At 76.0% G+C, this 17,557-nt stretch carries 13 protein-coding genes; 5 read left to right on the top strand and 8 right to left on the bottom strand.

Annotated features, from left to right (window positions below):
* Positions 1-49: 49 nt before the first annotated feature.
* From ACIP5K_RS26750 to ACIP5K_RS26740, 3 genes are all read right to left on the bottom strand, one after another.
* Positions 50-1,027: an ABC transporter ATP-binding protein gene (locus tag ACIP5K_RS26750; protein WP_401413483.1), complete on the bottom strand. Its 978-nt coding sequence runs from the start codon at positions 1,025-1,027 to the stop codon at positions 50-52.
* A gap of 98 nt (positions 1,028-1,125) precedes the next feature.
* Complete coding sequence (locus ACIP5K_RS26745; RefSeq protein WP_401413422.1) at positions 1,126-3,948, bottom strand: FtsX-like permease family protein; 2,823 nt, start codon at positions 3,946-3,948, stop codon at positions 1,126-1,128.
* Positions 3,945-7,073, bottom strand: coding sequence for an FtsX-like permease family protein (locus ACIP5K_RS26740; RefSeq protein ID WP_401413420.1), 3,129 nt, complete (start codon positions 7,071-7,073; stop codon positions 3,945-3,947). The genes ACIP5K_RS26745 and ACIP5K_RS26740 overlap by 4 nt, the downstream gene beginning before the upstream one ends.
* Positions 7,074-7,317: 244 nt before the next feature.
* Between ACIP5K_RS26740 and ACIP5K_RS26735 the strand changes: the two genes are divergently transcribed.
* Complete coding sequence (locus ACIP5K_RS26735; protein ID WP_401413419.1) at positions 7,318-8,058, top strand: ABC transporter ATP-binding protein; 741 nt, start codon at positions 7,318-7,320, stop codon at positions 8,056-8,058.
* A gap of 103 nt (positions 8,059-8,161) precedes the next feature.
* Here the strand turns inward: ACIP5K_RS26735 and ACIP5K_RS26730 are convergent, their stop codons facing one another.
* On the bottom strand, positions 8,162-8,326 hold the full coding sequence (locus tag ACIP5K_RS26730) for a hypothetical protein (protein WP_401413418.1): 165 nt from the start codon (positions 8,324-8,326) through the stop codon (positions 8,162-8,164).
* Between the two features lie 851 nt (positions 8,327-9,177).
* Here ACIP5K_RS26730 and ACIP5K_RS26725 point away from each other — a divergent pair.
* Positions 9,178-9,618 carry a hypothetical protein gene (locus ACIP5K_RS26725; RefSeq protein ID WP_401413417.1) on the top strand — a complete coding sequence of 147 codons (441 nt, stop codon included), beginning with the start codon at positions 9,178-9,180 and terminating at the stop codon, positions 9,616-9,618.
* Positions 9,615-10,472, top strand: coding sequence for a helix-turn-helix domain-containing protein (locus tag ACIP5K_RS26720; RefSeq protein ID WP_401413416.1), 858 nt, complete (start codon positions 9,615-9,617; stop codon positions 10,470-10,472). The genes ACIP5K_RS26725 and ACIP5K_RS26720 overlap by 4 nt, the downstream gene beginning before the upstream one ends.
* Before the next feature lie 263 nt (positions 10,473-10,735).
* Here ACIP5K_RS26720 and ACIP5K_RS26715 read toward each other — a convergent pair whose 3' ends face one another.
* Complete coding sequence (locus ACIP5K_RS26715; protein WP_401413415.1) at positions 10,736-13,390, bottom strand: helix-turn-helix domain-containing protein; 2,655 nt, start codon at positions 13,388-13,390, stop codon at positions 10,736-10,738.
* Between the two features lie 118 nt (positions 13,391-13,508).
* Here ACIP5K_RS26715 and ACIP5K_RS26710 point away from each other — a divergent pair, with 118 nt between their 5' ends.
* On the top strand, positions 13,509-13,706 hold the full coding sequence (locus tag ACIP5K_RS26710) for a hypothetical protein (protein WP_401413413.1): 198 nt from the start codon (positions 13,509-13,511) through the stop codon (positions 13,704-13,706).
* A gap of 91 nt (positions 13,707-13,797) precedes the next feature.
* Here ACIP5K_RS26710 and galE read toward each other — a convergent pair whose 3' ends face one another.
* The 3 genes from galE to ACIP5K_RS26695 form a co-directional block, all read right to left on the bottom strand.
* Positions 13,798-14,760 carry a UDP-glucose 4-epimerase GalE gene (gene galE / locus ACIP5K_RS26705; protein WP_401413411.1) on the bottom strand — a complete coding sequence of 321 codons (963 nt, stop codon included), beginning with the start codon at positions 14,758-14,760 and terminating at the stop codon, positions 13,798-13,800.
* A gap of 84 nt (positions 14,761-14,844) precedes the next feature.
* A complete protein-coding gene (locus ACIP5K_RS26700) occupies positions 14,845-16,440 on the bottom strand; it encodes a glycosyltransferase family 2 protein (protein ID WP_401413409.1) in 1,596 nt (531 codons plus the stop codon).
* Positions 16,441-16,535: 95 nt separating this feature from the next.
* A complete protein-coding gene (locus tag ACIP5K_RS26695) occupies positions 16,536-17,003 on the bottom strand; it encodes a MarR family winged helix-turn-helix transcriptional regulator (protein WP_401413407.1) in 468 nt (155 codons plus the stop codon).
* Between the two features lie 126 nt (positions 17,004-17,129).
* On the opposite strand from ACIP5K_RS26695, the gene ACIP5K_RS26690 reads away from it, so the two are divergent.
* On the top strand, positions 17,130-17,543 hold the full coding sequence (locus ACIP5K_RS26690) for an organic hydroperoxide resistance protein (protein WP_401413406.1): 414 nt from the start codon (positions 17,130-17,132) through the stop codon (positions 17,541-17,543).
* Positions 17,544-17,557: the final 14 nt, after the last annotated feature.

The raw sequence follows: 17,557 nt of genomic DNA, 5'->3' as shown, positions 1-17,557 counted from the left end.
CGGTCCGGGGCGAGGGAGCGGAGGCCGGGATGCTCCGACCCCCGCCCTGTCACGGCTGGGGTTCGTCCGGCCAGACGCCGATGTGGTCCTGTTCCAGCTGGAGCAGGACGCGGTGTTCCATCGACAGGGAGTCGACGTACTCCGACGGCAGCTGGAGGCGGCCCGCGCGGTCGAGCATCGCGTACTCGCGGGCCTCGACCGAGGTGCGGCCGCCCTCGTCGACGGTGGTGCGGCGCAGCGTCTCGGTGGAGGTGCGGCCGTCGCGGATGGCGACGGTGCGGCGGACCTCGTCGGCCACGGCCTGGTCGTGCGTCACCACCAGCACGGTCGTGCCCAGTTCGTCGTTGGCCCGGCGGAACGCGGCGAAGACGTCGGCGGCCGTCGCCGAGTCGAGCTCGCCGGTCGGCTCGTCGGCGAGGAGCAGCGACGGGTCGTTGGCGAGCGCGACCGCGATGGCGACCCGCTGCTGTTCGCCGCCGGAGAGCGCGGCGGGACGGCGGTCGGCGCGGTCGGCGACGCCGAGGAGGGCGAGCAGGTCGTGCGCGCGCCGGGCCGCGGCGGCCCGGGCCCTGCGGCCGCCGCGGCCCGCGAGCCGGATGGGCAGCGCGACGTTCTGTGCCGCGTCCAGGTACGGCACGAGGTTGCGGGAGGTGCGCTGCCACACGAAGCCGACGGTCGCGCGCCGGTAGGCGAGACGGTCGCGCGAGCCCATGGTCAGCAGGTCGCGCCCCGCGACCCGGGCCGCGCCCGCGGTCGGCACGTCGAGGCCCGCGAGGATGTTCATGAGCGTCGACTTGCCGCTGCCGGAGGCGCCCACCAGGGCGGTCAGCTCTCCCTCGCGGACCAGGAGATCGAGGCCCTGGAGGGCCTGGACCTCGACGCCGTCGGCGGTGAAGACCCGTACGAGACGGTCGCAGACGACGAGCGCGTCCTGGCCGTGGGCGGGACGCTCCCGCCCGGCCCGCGCCTCCAGCTCGGCCAGGCTGCTGGGGCCGCGGGTGCCGTCCGGGGGCGGTGGCACGGTCATGAGGGCTCCCCTCTCGTCTTCGGCGGTCATGGCGTCTCCGGTGGCCCCGGCGTCTCCGGTGGCCCCGGCGGCTTCGGGGGCTCCCGCGGTTCCCGGGTTCACGAGGGCCGCGATTCCGTGGGAGCGGGCGGGGGCGGCGCGGCCGTGCGTGGGCGGCGGGTGGGGCGGTCGGACGGGTGGCGGGTGTGGAGGTACGTCACCGCCGCGGCGAGCACCAGCACGGCGACGGCGGGCAGCGCCAGCGCGGCCGGGTCGGCCGGCAGGGCGGGCTGGAACGTCTCCGGGACGGCCGCGCCCTCCTGCCCGGCGCGGGCCGGGCCGAGCGCGAGCAGCCGCAGATCGACCGCCGGGCCCGCGAGCGCGATCGCGGCCCACCCCGTGACGGCGCCGCCGACCGCCGCGGTCGCCGCGAGCGGTGCCGCCTCCAGCAGCGCGAGCCACCGGCCCTGCCGCACCCCGAGCCCCAGCGTGCGCAGGCGGCCGAGGAACGCGGTGCGGGCGGCGGCGTCGTGCAGCAGGGACAGCGCGAGGGCGAGCGCGGCGAACGCGCCGGCGGCGGCGACCGCGGCGGCGTAGACCAGGACGCTGCCCTTCTGCAACGGCGAGGACGCGTACCGCGCCCGCACGTCGGAGCGGAGCACGGCGCGCACCGGCGCGGAGGATCCGGCGCGGGCCGCCCGTTCGAGGGCCTGCGCGTCGGCCGGGGCGCCGGTGACCAGCAGACTCGTCACCCCGGCCGGTGCCGCCAGGCGGCTGCGGTCCAGGACCAGGAACGCGCCGTCGGGCACGGCGGGGGTGGTCGTCCGGGCCGCGGTGACGCGCACGGTGACGGTCCTGCCGAACGCCTCGATCTCGTGCGGCCCCGTCCCCAGCCGCCGGGCGAGCCCGGCCGAGGCGACGGCGCCCACCGCACCCGGCCGGGCCCCGAGGGCGGCCGGGGCGAAGCCGCCGAGACCGGTGGTACGGGCCAGGCGGGCGTACGCGTCGGCGGGGACGGCGACGGCGGTGAACGCGGCGTCCCCCGACCGCGCGTCACGGTCGGCGCCGACCGCCGTGACCGCCCGTACGCCGGGCAGCCCGGCGACGGCCCGGGGCGCCCCGGCGGCCAGCCGGCCCCCGCCCAGGACGTCGACGCGGGCGTCGGAACCGGTGACGAGCACCGCGGCCCGGTCCCGGGCCGCGGTGGTGCCGGCCAGCACGGACCCGCCGAACGCGGCCGTCGTCAGGGCGATCACGAGGGCGCAGAGCGGGAAGGCGGTGGCGGCGGGCGCGCGCCCGGCCCTGGCCAGCGCGAGGAACACCACGGAGCCGCGCAGCCGGGCCGCGGACCGCGCCGCACGGCGCAGCAGCGGCGGCGTCAGGCGCAGCAGCAGCAGCGCCCCGAGCAGCGCCGTGAGCACCGGCGCGACGGCGATCGCGGCGGTCGAGCCGGCGCCCGCCGTGCGCAGCGCCGCGAGCGAACCGGCCGTGAGCAGCACGGCCGTCGCCTCGACGACCAGCCGGCGGCGGCCCGGCCGGACGGCGGCGAGGTCCTCCCGCTCGTCGTGCACGCGCGGCACCCGGTGGCCGGCGAGGACGAGCAGGGGCGGCACCGCGCAGACCAGGACGGCGGCGGCCGTCACGGCGAGCACGGCCGGGCCGTCGCGCCCCTCGGGCAGCGCCAGCCGGGCGAGCAGCAGCCCGAGGGCCGCCGCGGGCAGCGCGCACACGGCCGTCTCGGCGGCGGTGCGGGCGGCCAGCGCGGCCAGCCCGGCACCCCGGGCGCGCAGCAGCGCCAGTTCGGCGGCGCGGCGGCGGGTCAGCACGGCGGCCGCTGCGGTCAGGACGAGGGCGGCGACCGCGGCGGCTCCGGTGAGACCGGCCGTGACCAGCGGGCGCAGCGTGTCGCGCAGCTGGGTGTGGCCGGTGACGACGGCGCCGAGCCCGGTGGTGACGGCGGCGGTGGGCCCCGCGACCGAGCGCAGCCGCAGGGCGGCCGGGCCGTTCTGCATCGACGCGGTGGCGCGGACAAGACCGGCGGCGTCGGCGCCGGTCAGCCCGGCGGTGTCGGGGGCGAAGCGCCAGACCAGTTCCGGCTGGGTCTGGGTGCCGAGCAGCACGGGCGCGGCCTGCGCGGGCAGCAGCAGCGCGGCGGACCAGTACAGCGACGGCGGCTTGCCGCTGGTGGCGGCGAGGCCGGGGGTGCGCAGCTGCGGATCGGCCGACCAGTACGGGCTGTCCGGTCCGCGGGGGCGCAGGATCCCGCTGATGGTGAACACGGGGCCGGGGGCGCCGTTCGCGTGGGCGGTGTGCACGGTGCTGCCGACGCGCAGGTGCAGGGCGCGGGCGGTGGCCTCGGTGACGGCGGCCTCGGCGGTGCGGGTGTTCTCGGTGGCGTCCCGGGGCGCGCGCGGCAGCCGGCCCGACGCCGCCCGCGCGTGCGCGGCGAGGCCGCTCAGCGCGTGCACGCTGAACTGCGGCGGCACGGCCTCCGGCCGGGGCAGGCCGGGATCGGTGCCGACGAGCTGGTCGGTGGTGCGGACCTCGGTGACGGTGCCGCCCGGGTCGGCGGCCAGCGGCGCGGGGAACAGTCCGGCGGCCCGCCGCGTCACGCGGGCGAGCGCGGCCGGGGCGACGGCCGCCGCCCGGTCCCGCGGCGAGAGCGCCAGCGACGGCTGCGGCGCCGTCAGTTCGATCGCGGTGCGCGCCGGGCCCGCCGTGTCGAGGGTGGAGCGCAGCGCCCGCGCCGTCACCGTGTCGTCGGCGCGCGGCAGCGCCGCGGCGAGGAAGGCGACCACGCCGACGAGCGCGGCGAGCACGAGGGCGGCCCGGGGCGCGGCCCGCAGCCGGGTCCGCAGCCAGGGCGCGGGCACCCGGTGGCCGCGCGCCGGGCGCGGCGGCGGCGCGGTGGCGGCGGGTTCCGCCGCGCGGTGCACGGTCATGCGGGCTCCGTTCCGGCGCCCGCCGGGGTGCGGGAAGCGTGGCGGGCGAGCAGGGCGGTGACGACGACGGGGACCGCGGCCACGGCGGCGAGCAGGACGAGGACGTGGGCGACGGGCAGATCCGTGACCGCCGTCGGCACCGGCCGCGCGCCGGTGGCGGTCCGCACGGTGTACGGGACCACCGCGTGGACCAGCAGCACGCCGAGGACGGTGCCGGTGACCAGGCCGGTCACCAGGTGCGCGGCGTTCTCGGCGGCGACCAGCAGCAGGGGCAGCCGGCGCGGCGCGCCGAGGGCGCTCAGCACGGCGAACTCCGGGCGGCGGACCCGGGCGGTGCCCGCGCCGGCCGCCGCGAGGCCGAGCGCGGCGAGGACGACCGCGGCGGCGGCCGTGGCCCACAGGGCGCCCCGCACCCCGCCGCTGAGCGGATCGGCGAGCAGCCGCGCGGCGACCTCGTCGCGGACGGTCACGGTGGCGCCGGGGACGGCGGCCCGCAGGCTCGCCGCCGCCTGGGCCGTCCGTCCCGGCGCGGGCGCCGCCCACCACTCGGTCGGGGTGAGCGGGTCGCGGCCGTGGGCGGCCAGCCAGACCTCGGCGGCGGCGAGGTCGACGACGAGGGCGCCCCTGGCGCCGGTGGTCGGGAAGGTGGGCGCGGTGGCGGCGATCCTGACCCGCAGCGACTCGCCGGAGAACGCGACGTCGACGGTGTCCCCGGCGTGGGCGCCGGTGGCCCGCAGGTACGCGTCGGTGGCGAGGGCGGGCAGGGCGGCGGGGGCGTGCGGCCGGTCGCCGGGGCGCAGCCGCACCGTGAGGGTGGCCTCGCCGAGATCGTCCGAGCCGGTCGGGTGGGAGAGCGTCACCGCGTCCCCGGCGGAGCGCGGGCGCAGGGTGCGGGCCGGGTCGTCGAGCGTGCCGCGGGTCACGGTGGACTCGGCGCTCCAGCTCCGGCCCGCGGGCAGCCGCAGCGCGCGGGAGCCGCCGCCCGCGCCGGTGGTGCGCAGCGCGTCGACGCGCAGGACGGCGGTGCCGCCGCGCACCGGTACGGCGCTCTCGAATCCGATCTCGGTGACGGTCAGCGGGCCCGCGGGGGTGAAGCGGGCGGCGTCGGCGCTGGTGTCGAGCGCGGCGCGGAGCCGGTGGGTGCGGCCGTCGGCGGCCAGTGCGCCCGCGGCGAGCCGGTAGGCGGTGCCGTGCCGGTCGGTGACGAGCACGCTCACCCGCGCGGCCGGGCCCCGGGCCCCCCGCGCCCCGGTCCTGGCGTCGATCAGGAGCGTACGGGCGTCCTTCGGGAGGGTGACGCGGGGGCCGTCGGCGGCGGGCCGGGCCCGGGTGAGCGGGGCGAGCGCGGTGTCGGCGGAGCCGGGGCCCGGCAGGACGGTGGCGCGCAGGGCGGCGGTGTCCGCGGCGAGGACGGTGGCGCGGGCGCCGCCGGAGAGGTCGGTGTCGGCGCGGTGCACGGGCGCCGCCGCCCGCAGGTTCCGTACGCCGTCGACGCGGCCGCTCTGGCCCGGGCCGCCCGGGCGCGGGTCGTCCAGGCGCAGCGGCGCGCCGGCCGTCTGGTCGGCCTGGGCGTGCTGCGAGGTGCGCCACGAGGCGTTCTGCCCGGTGGCGAGCAGCCCGGTGGCGACGGCGAGGGCGAGCAGCAGGACGGGCGCGGTGGCGACGGCCGGGCGCCGGGCGAACTGCCGTCCGGCGAGGGCGGCCCCGGCACCGCGGCGCCGGGCCGCGAGGTGCTCGGCGGCGCGGGCCGCCCACGGCAGGAGCCGCAGCATGAGCACGGTCCCGGCGAGGAGGGTGAGGGCCGGGGCGAACGCGGCGACCGGGGTGAGCCGGTCGCCGGAGCGCAGCGGGAGCCAGGCCGCGGCGGCGAGGACGGCGAGGGCGACGTCCGCGCCGGCCCGCACCGGCCCGGGCAGGGCACGGGCCCGCCCGCTCGCGCTCTCGTCCCGGGCCGGGGTGGCGGTGCCGAGGACGACGGCCGCCCCGGCGAGCGCGGTCCCGGCCGCGACGAGGACCACGGGGACGGTGAGCGGCGCGTGCGCGGCGTCGGCGGCGAACAGCCCGGCCAGCGGGCGCGCGGCGAGCACGGCGACGGCCGCCGCGGGCAGCGCCAGGCACCCCGCCTCGACGGCGGCGACGGCGGCCAGCCGGCGGGTGGAGGCGCCCCGGGCGCGCAGCAGGACGGTCTCCGCGGTGCGCCGCTCGCGCAGCAGCCGGGCGACGAGCAGCAGCACGCCGAGCGCAAGCACGACGAGGTGCACGGCGGCGGTGAGCAGCGAGGTCGCGGCCACCGAACGGGCCGTCGCCGCCTGGTCGAGCAGCGCGGGCAGCCCGGTCGTGACCTGGGCGGCGCCGCCCAGCGCGGGCGCCGTGCGCAGCGCCGCGCGGGCCCGGGCCACCCGGGTGCGCAGGTCGTCCGCGGCGGCGACGGTCAGCCGGCGGGTGTCGGCGGTGACGCTCCACGCGGTGCTGTCGGTGCCGACCCGGCCCGCGCCGAAGGCGGCGGCGGGGGCCAGCAGGGGCCCGTACGTGGTGAAGGAGACGGTGGCCGCGCCGCGCCCGCCGAGCGGGTCGAGCCGCCAGTACGGATCGGCCGTGTCCCGCGCCTCGTACACGCCGGTGACGGTGACCCGCAGCGGGCGGGAGTCCAGGCGGCCGGTCAGGGTCAGGGTGTCGCCGGCGCGCACGCCGAGGCGTTCGGCGGCGATCCGGGGGACGGCCACGGGGACGTCGCGGCCGGTCCCGGCCGACGGCAGCCGGCCGGAGACCAGGCGCACCCGGTCGGTGTCGAGGGTGGCGAGCCGGGCGAGGTCCGGGTGGTCGCGGTCGCCGCCGGGCAGCGCGTACGTGCCGGAGCGCTCGCTCTCCCGGACGGTGGCGGGCAGTCCGGCGAACGCGGCGCGGGCCTGCCGGGCCACGGTGGCGCGGGCGGCGCCGCGCTCGCCGTCGGGGACGTCGGCGGTGATCGTCAGTGCGGTGTCGACGCGGTGGTCGGGTGCGGCGAGCGTACGGCGCAGGGCGACGTCACCGGCGGCGGTCGAGAAGGCGGCCAGGGCGGTGAGCACGGTGGCCGCGAGCGTCACCGCGAGCACGGCGGCCAGGATCGGCAGCCGATGCGCGAGCACGCGCCGCACTCCCCAGGCCAGCACGCGGACCGCCCCCGTCCAGTCGTCGCGCCGCCGACCACCGTTCCCCGGACGGCAGTTCGATACGGAGCGCGAGGATCATAACCCTGGCCCGTCCGGACGATCGGGCGGCCGGGGGGTGCGTTGTCCCGGGCGGCGTGTCCGCATAGGGTGACCGCCCGTCCGGTGACGGGCGCACGAGCGTCCTCCGGGCGGAGGGCGACGGCCGCGACGGGGTGGGGCGATGACGGAGCACGGGGCGGAAGAGGGAACGGTGCGGACGGCTGTCGGGTCCGACGCCGCGGAGCCGATGGTGCGGGTGGAGGACGTGCACCGCAGCTACGGGCGCGGCCGGTCCGAGGTGCACGCGCTGCGCGGGGTGTCGCTGACGGCCCGGCGCGGGCGGCTGACCGCGGTGCGGGGGCGCTCCGGCGCGGGCAAGACGACGCTGCTGAACATCGTCGGCGGGCTCGACCGGCCGGACCGGGGCCGGGTGCTCCTGGACGGGGCCGATCTCTCCGGGCTGCCGGAGGCGCGGCTGCGTGAGCTGCGCCGGGACCGGATCGGGTTCGTCTTCCAGGGCTTCGGGCTGCTTCCCGTGCTCACGGCCGCCGAGAACGTCGGGGTGCCGTTGCGGCTGCGCGGGCTGCCGCGCGAGGAGCGGGCCGAGCGGGTCCGGGTCCTGCTGGGTCTGGTCGGGCTGGCCGATCACGCCAAGCAGCGGCCGGACGAGCTGTCCGGCGGGCAGCAGCAGCGGGTGGCCGTGGCGCGGGCGCTCGCCAACCGGCCCGCACTCCTCATCGCCGACGAGCCGACCGGGCAGCTCGACGCGCATACCGGGGTGGCCGTCATGGAGTTGCTGCGGGCCGTGGTGGACAGCGAGGGCGTGACGGCTCTCGTCGCCACCCACGACACGCGCCTGCTGGACCTGGCCGACGACATCTGGAACCTCACCGACGGCAGGGCGGCCCCGCTCCGCCCCTAGGGCCCGCCCGGTGAGTCGGCAGGGCCACCTCGCCTGCCTTCCAGGCTGGTGCCACGGACACCGGGCTCGCTCACGAGGAACGTGCCTTCATCGATTTTCGCCGCTACGCCCCGGATCCGAAGGAGCACGGGTGCGGGAGTGGGCGGATCCGCTCGGGGACGTGCTGCCCACCGCGCTGGAGGCGGATCTGCGGCAGGAGGTGTTCGCCCGCCTCGCCGCGGCCGATGGCGTCTACCACCTCGGCGAGCCCGGTGACGATGCGATTCATGCACCTCATGCGCATACGCAGCGTGGCCGTTTCTCAGAACCGGCATAAGGGATCACACGGGCTCGTACGCTGGCGTTTCACCCATGGTTCCGACTACCGGTGAGCACCCCATGATCGCCTCGGGTGATGAGGGGCCCCGCATCTTACAGCGCGTAGCCGCTTTCGCAATCTCGGGTCGGTGAACCGTTTGATCCCGCTTCGTCCAAATATTCGAAACGCGTGAGCGGGCCGGGCCGCAAGTGAGCGGTTGCTCAGCATCCGGACGAGCCGGGTGAATGCCCCTCGCGGGCCGGGTGCGGATTTCGTTGCCGCCCTCTGTCGTGAGCTGCGTATACGCCCGAGGCCCCGCCGATGGCGGGGCCTCTTTGACGATCCACATCAGGCCCCCGAAGGGGGCCAACCCCCCGGGTACGGCCCGATGGCGCTGAGCGAAGGCCAGTCCAGGGCCCGTTGTCCAGCACGGAGTATGTAACCGAAGTTCGCGGCCGGTTATGCCTTATCCAGAGGGATTTCCCGTGCAGTCGCCTCAGAAGCCGTACGTATAAGGCTTTCTTGACGGAGGGTTACCTCCCGAAGTGCCGGGCCCGACCCGTTATCGGACGTCTTGGCGCTCCCGAATTCCCTATCCCGAAGCGTTAGTTGGGCAGCCCCCAGCGGTTCGGTATCGTCCTGCGTCAACCGGTCAAGGATGCCCGAGTGGTGCCCGAACCCGGCTGCATGTTGAGCGAAGAACAGTCCAGTGGTTCCGGCACGTGTGCCGGGCTCGTTCTCCCTCCGGCTCGCCACCGGAGGGACCCGAGCAGCAGCCGCAGCCCCTGCGTCATCCGTCCGGCACCCCGGGAGCACAGCTCGTGTCCAACACGGCCCCGCTATTCGCCCTTTTGGCGATCTTCCTCATCGTCTTCGGGACGATCGTATTCGTCGTCCGGCGCTTCGAGTCCAGGCCGGTCCGCGTCGCCGCGCTCATCTCGGCGATCGCCGCCCTCATCACAGCCCTGGTGCCCATCACCCGGATCCTGATGGAGCGCCCGCCCGAGGCCGAGGCCCAGCAGGCGCTCGTGCGCCTCGTCGTCATCGTGGCGATCTACACGATCGTCTTCGGGACCATCGCCTACGTCGTCGACCGGCTGAAGTCCCGGCCGGCCCGCGTGGTCGCGGTCATCGTGGGCATCGGCACTCTCGTCGGTTCGCTGGTACCCATCGTGCGGATCATGAACGAGCCCATGATGCGGCCCGCCGTCCTCCACACCGTCGCCGCCCCGGCGCCCGTCGTGAAGGGGCACGCGCGATGAACGGCACCCGGCCGCCGGGCGAGGACCCCCAGCCGGTCGACGACGGCGTCCTTCCGGGCGGCAGGTCGTGGAGCCGTCCCTGGCGCGACTTCCCCGGGCCCGAGCCGCTGGCCGCCACCACGATGGTGGAGCCCCGCAACGGTCCCGGTGCGCGCGTCCTGAGCCACTACTACCTGCAACAGGGCCTCTCCCAGGACGTCGCCGACTCGCTGGCCCGCGTCAGCTCCCTGGTGCGCCACCAGCGCTCCTCCGGGCCCGAGCCGATCAGCTCCCAGTACATCGAGTTCGTACTGTTCGGCACCGTGCTGGTCAACGGCCGCATCTGGGGCGGCAACTACATACTGGGCAACCTCGACCTGTTCACCGACGTGCCTTCCCTCAACCGCCTGGAACAGATCGAGTTCCTGTCCGCGACCCGCACCGTCCGCATCGCGCGCGGCGCCCTGCGCTCCATCGCGGTGCGCAACCTCTCGGTCGTCCGCATGATTCACCGGCGGCTCATGAACTACGTCCAGGACTTCGAGGACCTGTACGGCATGGACCACATCAAGCCGATCCACCGCGTGGCCCGGCTCCTGCTCCACCTCGCCTACCAGCAGGACCTCGGCGCCGAGATCGTCATAGGAGCCCTCGACCCGAGCCTCGTCTCCGGCCCCACCCAGCGCCACTTCGCCCAGGCACTGGGCCTTGGCGTGTCCACCGTCGAGAAGGCGCTCAGGGAACTGCGCGCCCACGAAATCCTCGCCGAGACCAGCGCCGGCAGGCTCAACCGCAGCTACCGCGTCGTCGACTCCGCCCGGCTGCGCGCCGTCGGCAACGGAGCGAACCTTCCGCCGCTGGACACCGACGACTAGGCACCGGCGGCCGCGCCCGTTCGCTCCTGCGCTCCTGCGCTCCTGCGCTCCCGCGGGGGAACCGCGCGGCCGCCTCCGCCCGCGGAGGTTCACCCGCACCAGGGGACGGCGGGCGGCCCGGGAAGCGGGCGGGGTACGGGTAGGCGTCCCCTCCTCGCAGCCCTGGTGGCTCTCCCGGCCCTGAGCGCCGTCGGCTGCGAGACCGGCGACGGATCTCACTTCAGACCGGCCCCACGACCCAACACCGTTTCGACCGGTCGGGGTTATCGCTCAGCGACGGGCGGAGACGGTTGCCATGGACGTGTTGCTGTGCCGTCGGGGTCCAGGCCGTACGGCCACAGCACCTTCAAGCCGGGCCCGGCCCGGTGCACCTCGCCGGCTTCACCGAAGTCGGCGACTTGCCGGTAGAGGTCCCTGGCGCCGTCGTGGTCCCCGGCCTCCAGCCGCATCTGGGCCAGAACGTACAGGGCGTTGGTGTTGCCGAGGTCGGCGGTGCGCTGGGCCAGGTCCTCGGCCCCGTCACGGTCCCCGGCCTCCTCCCGCATGACGGCCAGGAGGTGCAGGGCGCCAGTGGCGCCGAGGTCTGCGGCGCGCCGGGCCAGGTCCTCGGCCCCGTCACGGTCCCCGGCCTCCTCCCGCCTCACGGCCAGGAGGTGCAGGGCGCCGGCGGCGCCGAGGTCGGCGGCGCGCCGGTAGAGGTCCTCGGCCCCCTCACGGTCCCCGGCCTTCTCCCGCGTCAGGGCCAGGGCGTACAGGGGGTCGGTGTTGCCGAGGTCGGCGGCGCGCCGGGCCAGGTCTTCGGCCCCGTCACGGTCCCCGGCCTCCTCCCGCATCACGGCCAGGAGGTGCAGGGGGCCGGGTTTGCCGAGGGCGGCGGTGCGCCGGGCCAGGTCTTCGGCCCCGTCACGGTCCCCGGCCTTCTCCCGCCTCACGGCCAGGTCGTGCAGGGCGAGGGTGCTGCCGAGGTCGGCGGCGCGCTGGTGGAGGTCCTCGGCTGCGTCACGGTCCCCGGCCGTCTCCCGTCTCATGGCCAGGATGTACAGGGCGTCGGTGCTGCCGAGGTCGGCGGCGCGCCGGGCCAGGTCCTCGGCCCCGTCGTGCTCCCCGGCCGTCTCCCGCCTCATGGCCAGGAGGTGCAGGGCGTCGGTGTTGCCGAGGTCGGCGGCGCGCCAGTAGAGGTCCTCGGCCCCCTCACGGTCCCCGGCCTCCTCCCACATCACGGCCAGGACGTACAGGGGGTGGGTGTTGCCGAGGTCGGCGGCGCGCCGGGCCAGGTCTTCGGCCCCGTCACGGTCCCCGGCCTCCTCCCGCATCACGGCCAGGATGTACAGAGGGCGGGTGCTGCCGAGGTCGGCGGCGCGCTGGTAGAGGTCCTCGGCCCCCTCACGGTCCCCGGCCTCCTCCCGCCTCATGGCCAGGACGTACAGGGCGTCAGTGCTGCCGAGGGCGGCAGCGCGCCGGCGGAGGTGGTGGCTCCATTCCAGGCGATAGTGATCTTGTGCCGCGCGGGCGAGGTTGTTGAGGTCGTCGGCGCGGGTGAGTTGAGTGTGGGCGGCATGCCAGAACGTTGCGGGTGGGCAGAAGCGGCGGCGGGCGGTGCGGCCGTGTTGTTCGAGGTAGTCGGCGAGGCGGAACACCGGTCCTGTGGGCTCGGGTGCGGGGGAGCCGGCGGTGGGGGCGGGTGGGCGTCGCGCGGGGCGCAGGGCGGTGCGGCGCAGGGGTGCTTGTTTGCCGTGGACCGGTTCGGCGAGTTCGGCGTAGGCCTGCACGTCCCAGTCCTCGGTGAGCTGGTCGTAGTCGGGTTCGCTGAGGTAGCCGGGGGCGGCGGCGGTCAGGAAGGACTGTGCGAGATGGAGGCCGACACCGAGTCGGCGCGCGTCCATCGCCGCTTCCAACAGGGCTCGCGCGGCGGGGCGGCCGGGTTGTTCGTAGCGGCGCAGGAGTTCGGGGGCTCCGGCCAGGTCCTGGGTGATCCGGCCGCTGTCCCGGCTGCGGGCGAGGGCGTCGGCCAACAGCAGGTCGCCCTGTTCGGCCAGGGTCGCGGCTGCGGCCGTGGCCGCGGCGTCGAAGTGGTCGGGGACGCTCACGGTCGCGCCGGCCAGCAGCTCCCGCACCTGGCTGAACCGGTCGGCTTCGCCGGACTTGGGCAAGGCGGTGTAGTCGTGGGCGTACTCGGGCCACAGCGTGCCCAGGACCAGGACCGGTCCGCGCTGCTCGTCGAGCAGAAGGTGGTGCACGGCGGCCACGATCCGTTCACCGAAGTCCCGGTCACCGAGGTAGTGCTGGGCCTCGTTCAGCCACACCACCGTCCGCGGCCCCACACGGCGCAGGTTCTCCAGGGCCGCTTCGGCACGGGTCGGATCGAAGGGATGCCACAACCGCCACCCCTCGGGCAGCCGCTGTACGGCCTGCCAGCACGCCCGGGTCTTGCCTGTCGAGGACGACCCCACCAGGAGCACGATCCTGCTGTGTCCCGCCGCTGCGGCCGCTACAGCGTCGTCGAGGATCCGGTCGTGCTCGCGCCGCACGTAGGCGGGCAGCACTCGTAGGCCGCGGGAAGCCGATCCGATCGGCTCGGGTCCGGCGGGGTGGATCTCCAGATCGTGCGGATCCCACTGCCCGACCGGTCGTCCTGGGCCCGCCGCCTCGGGCGAGGCCGTGCCCGACTCCTCGGCCGCGGCACGCCGCATCTCCAGCAGTTCGCCGACCGGTAGACGCAGCGCATGGGCCAGCCGGGACACCGTGTCCTTCGAGGGCACGCCCCCCTTCGCGGTGAGTGCCTTCGACACCGTCGACCGCCCCAGGACCGCTTTCGTGGCGAGCTGCTGCTGGTTGAGGCGGCTCCGGGCCCGACCCTCTTCGAGCCTCGTGCGCAGCACGTCCAGCGCGGACCGCCGATCGTCCGGCTCTTCAGGCATGCGGTCGTCCCCCGACGTGGTGAGTGTCCGTGTTCATCATCGTGCGCGGAGCCCATGGCACACAGAGATTCGGCGAACTTGTCCCTGCCAGCACCCCACCGTGTTCAGGGAGTCCACCGTGACCGTCGCTCTGGTTCTGCTCACCTCCGCGTTCGTGCTCCTCATCGCGCTGCTGTCCTGCGTCGGAGCCGGAACGCTCGCCCGGATCGACGGCGCCACCTGGCCGGCAGCAGTCCTCCGCGCCGCCCGCTGCTTCGCCGCCGTCCTCGCCCTCGCCGCAGGTATCACCGCGGCCGTCGCGCCCTTCCTCACCTGACAGACAGCCGGCTTCGAAGCACCCCGGCAGGTTGCCGGCACGGCGCCTCCGACACGGCCGACCACGACGTCCGAGGTTCGAAGACGGGTTCTCAGGAGCGCGGCCGAGCAGCCCAGGCCGAGGTGACCATGTCGGCGACGTCCCGCTTCGCCGACCACCCCAACTCCGCCCCCACCCGCCCCGCGGCAGCGACCACCCGCGCCGGATCACCCGCCCGCCGCCCCTGCACGACCGCCGGGACGTCGAGCCCCGTCTCCCGTCCGATCACGTCGATCATCTCGCGGACCGACACCCCCACCCCGCGCCCGATGTTGAGCGTGAGATCGGTCCCCGGCGCCGCCCCGGCGAGCCGCTGGGCGGTGGCGACGTGCGCCTCGGCCAGATCGGCGACGTGGATGTAGTCGCGGACGCAGGTGCCGTCCGGCGTCGGATAGTCGTCCCCGAAGATGCGCGGCGCGTCCCCCGACGCCAGCCGTTCGAAGACCATCGGGACGAGGTTGGAGACGCCGGTGTCGGCGAGCGCGGGCGCGCCGGCGCCCGCGACGTTGAAGTAGCGCAGGGAGGCGGTGGCGAGGCCCGTGGCCCGGCCCGTCGCCCGGACCAGCCACTCGCCGGCGAGCTTGGTCTCGCCGTAGGGGGACATCGGCACGCACGGGGTGTCCTCGGTGACCAGGTCGACGTCCGGCATCCCGTACACGGCGGCGGAGGAGGAGAACACGAAGGCGCGGACCCCGGCCCGGGTCACCGCGTCGAGCAGCACCCGCAGCCCCTCCACGTTCTCCCGGTAGTAGTGCAGCGGCCGCTCCACCGACTCCGCGACCTGCTTCTTCGCGGCGAGGTGGACGACCCCGGTGACGGGGCGCCCGGCGAGGGTGCGCTCCAGGAGGGCGCCGTCCAGGGTCGAGCCGACGACCAGTTCCACGTCGGACGGCAGCCGGCCGGGGACCCCGGTGGACAGGTCGTCGTAGACGAGCGCCCGCTCGCCCGCCGCGCGCAGCGCGTGCACCACGTGGGCACCGATGTAACCGGCCCCGCCGGTGATCAGCCAGGTCATGTCGGAGAGATCCCCTCGCGCAGAGAACAGGAACGAAGACAGGAGCCCCAGGAGAAGCAGAGGGAGGAGCGGGCGCCGTCGCCGTCAGTGAAGCAGGCGGCGTACCCGGCGCCGAAGCACCGACACCGCCCCGCGCAGACCCGGCGCGGTGCGCAGGGCGAGCGCGCCGGAGTGCGTGGCGTACGGCTGGGCGAGCAGCACGCCGTGGCGGCGGCTCGGGACGGCGACGCGGCGCAGCAGCCCCGGGCCGTGCACGGCGTGGGCGGTGGTGTCGCGGGCCCGGCCGTCGGCGAAGTGCAGCCGCAGCCGGATGTCCCAGGTGCCGGAGCGGCCGAGCGCGGACAGGTCGAGCAGGACGGTCGTCGTCCACAGCCCGCCGGGCAGCGCGGTGACGGCGCCGCCGCGGCGCTGGACGACGCGGCCGGAGCGCCGGTCGACCAGCTCCACGTCCATCGCGCGCGGCCCGGCCTCGGCGACCCGCCCGTACAGCTCGTGCAGGCGCAGGGTGAGCCGGGTGCCGCGGGCGCCGGGCCGCAGCTCGCCCTCGACGGCGACCGGGAGCAGGTGCACCGGCCGGTGCAGCAGATGGCCGAGCGTGACCTGGGGGAGCCGCGCGGACCAGGCGGGGGTGCCGTCGGGCGCGTACGCGTACGGCGGCAGGAGCCGGGCCGGGCGCGCGGCGAGTTCCTTGACCCGGGGCAGGTCGCACGGTTCCGCGGTGGCCTCGACGATCCGGCCGACGACCCGGCCCGGCGCGGGCGCCAGCTCGAAGTCGGCGGTCTCGAAGGTCTTCAGGTAGGCGCGGGTCCTGGTCCACCACTCGGTGCGGTACCCGGGCGTGCGCAGATCGAGTTCACGCGCGTACATGCGCAGCGAGTGGTCGAGGAAGTGGGCCCGCGCCGCCCGCGCGAGCCCCTTCTGCTCCGCGCCGAGCAGGATGTCGACGGCCGTGCGGTGCGCGTCGAGGCGGGCCTGCCAGTTGTCGATGCGGTCGCGGTCGAGGGAGAGGGAGAGCCGGTCGGCGGCGCGGCGCACGTGCCACACGTAGACCGGGTCGGGGACCAGGGCCAGGCGCGGGGCGGCGGCGAGCACCCGGGCGGTGAACACGAAGTCCTCGTAGACGTGGCGGCCGTCGGGGAAGCGGATGCCGTGCCCGCGCAGGAAGTCCGTCCGGTACAGCTTGTTGACGCACAGCGTGTCCTGGACCAGGCGCCTGCGCCGCGCGGGATGCGTGACGACGGCGGGCCGCGCGTACAGCTCCGGCTGCCAGGGGACCTCGCGGCCGGACGGCAGCTCGCGCCGCACGCACAGCCCGGCGGCGACCTCCGTGCTGTGCCGCTCGGCCGCGCCGAGCAGCGCGTCCACCGCGCCCGGCGGCAGTTCGTCGTCGCTGTCGAGGAACATCACGTACGGGCGGGTGACGCGGGCCAGGCCGTCGTTGCGCGGGGTGCCGCAGCCGCCGCTGTTGTGCGGGCGGTGCACGACCGTCAGCCGGGGCTCCCCGGCGGCCAGTTCGTCGAGGAGGGCGCCGCTGCCGTCCGTCGAGCAGTCGTCGACGGCGATGACCTCGGCCACGGCGGGCCCCTGGGCGAGGGCCGAGCGCACCGCGCCGGCGACATGGGCGGCGTCGTCGAAGCCGATCACGACGACCGCGGCGGCGGGAGGTGGCGAGATCTTCACAGCTGAATCTTAGGTGTTATTGGTAAATATCCGGTAAGCCGGAAGTTTTACCTTTCCGTTCCGTTGCGGAGGGAACGGAGTGCCGCGGAAATCCCTCACTCGCCCAGGGGCTGGAGCTCGGCGCCGTCCAGGGCCTCGGTCAGCCGGTTGAGCCGGGCCCGCAGGTCGTCCAGCTCCGCCAGGTCGAACCCGGTGGCGGCGCCGATCGCGCGCGGCACCCCGGCCGCCCGCTCCTTCAGGGTGACGCCCGCCGCGGTGAGCGTGACGACCACCGACCGCTCGTCGCGCGCGCTGCGCTCCCGGCGCACCAGGCCGTTCGCCTCCAGGCGCTTGAGCAGCGGCGAGAGGGTGCCCGAGTCGAGCCGCAGCCGCTCGCCCAGCCCCTTGACGGGCAGGCCCGCGCCGTCGGTCTCCCAGAGCGCGAGCATCACCAGGTACTGCGGATAGGTGAGGCCCAGGTCCTTGAGGAGGACGCGGTAGACGCCGCCGAACGCACGCGACGCGGCGTTCAGCGAGAAGCAGATCTGCCGGTCGAGGCGGAGGTACTCGTCGCGCTGGGTCATGGCACCAGGGTAATCCCTCGGGCGATTCAGTTGTGCACAATTGAATTGCGTGCTCTACTTGGGGTCGTAAGAAGGCGGCGCCCGCCGCCGCCGGACACGCATCAGCTCTCGAAGGGCAGGCCCCTCATGGACGCCATCTACACCGCTGTCGCCACCGCCACCCACGGCCGCGACGGCCGTGCCGTCTCCTCGGACGGCGTCATCGACCTCCAGCTCGGCATCCCCACCGCGATGGGCGGCAACGGCCAGGGGTCGAACCCGGAGCAGCTCTTCGCCGCCGGTTACGCCGCCTGCTTCGGCAGCGCGCTCGGGCTCGTCGGCCGCGGCGCCCAGGTGGACGTCACCGACGCCGCCGTCACCGCCGAGGTCTCCATCGGCAAGCAGGGCGAGGGCTTCGGCCTCGCGGTCGTGCTCCGCGTGGAGCTGCCGGACAGCGTGGACGCCGAGACGGGCCGCAAGCTCGTCGAGCAGGCCCACCAGGTCTGCCCCTACTCGAACGCGACCCGGGGCAACATCGACGTCCAGCTCGTCGTCGAGTAGCCCCCCGGGCCGGG

The organism is Streptomyces sp. NPDC088785 (assembly GCF_044750685.1).
Taxonomy (GTDB): Bacteria; Actinomycetota; Actinomycetes; order Streptomycetales; family Streptomycetaceae; genus Streptomyces.
This window is presented reverse-complemented; position numbering and strand designations above follow the sequence as displayed.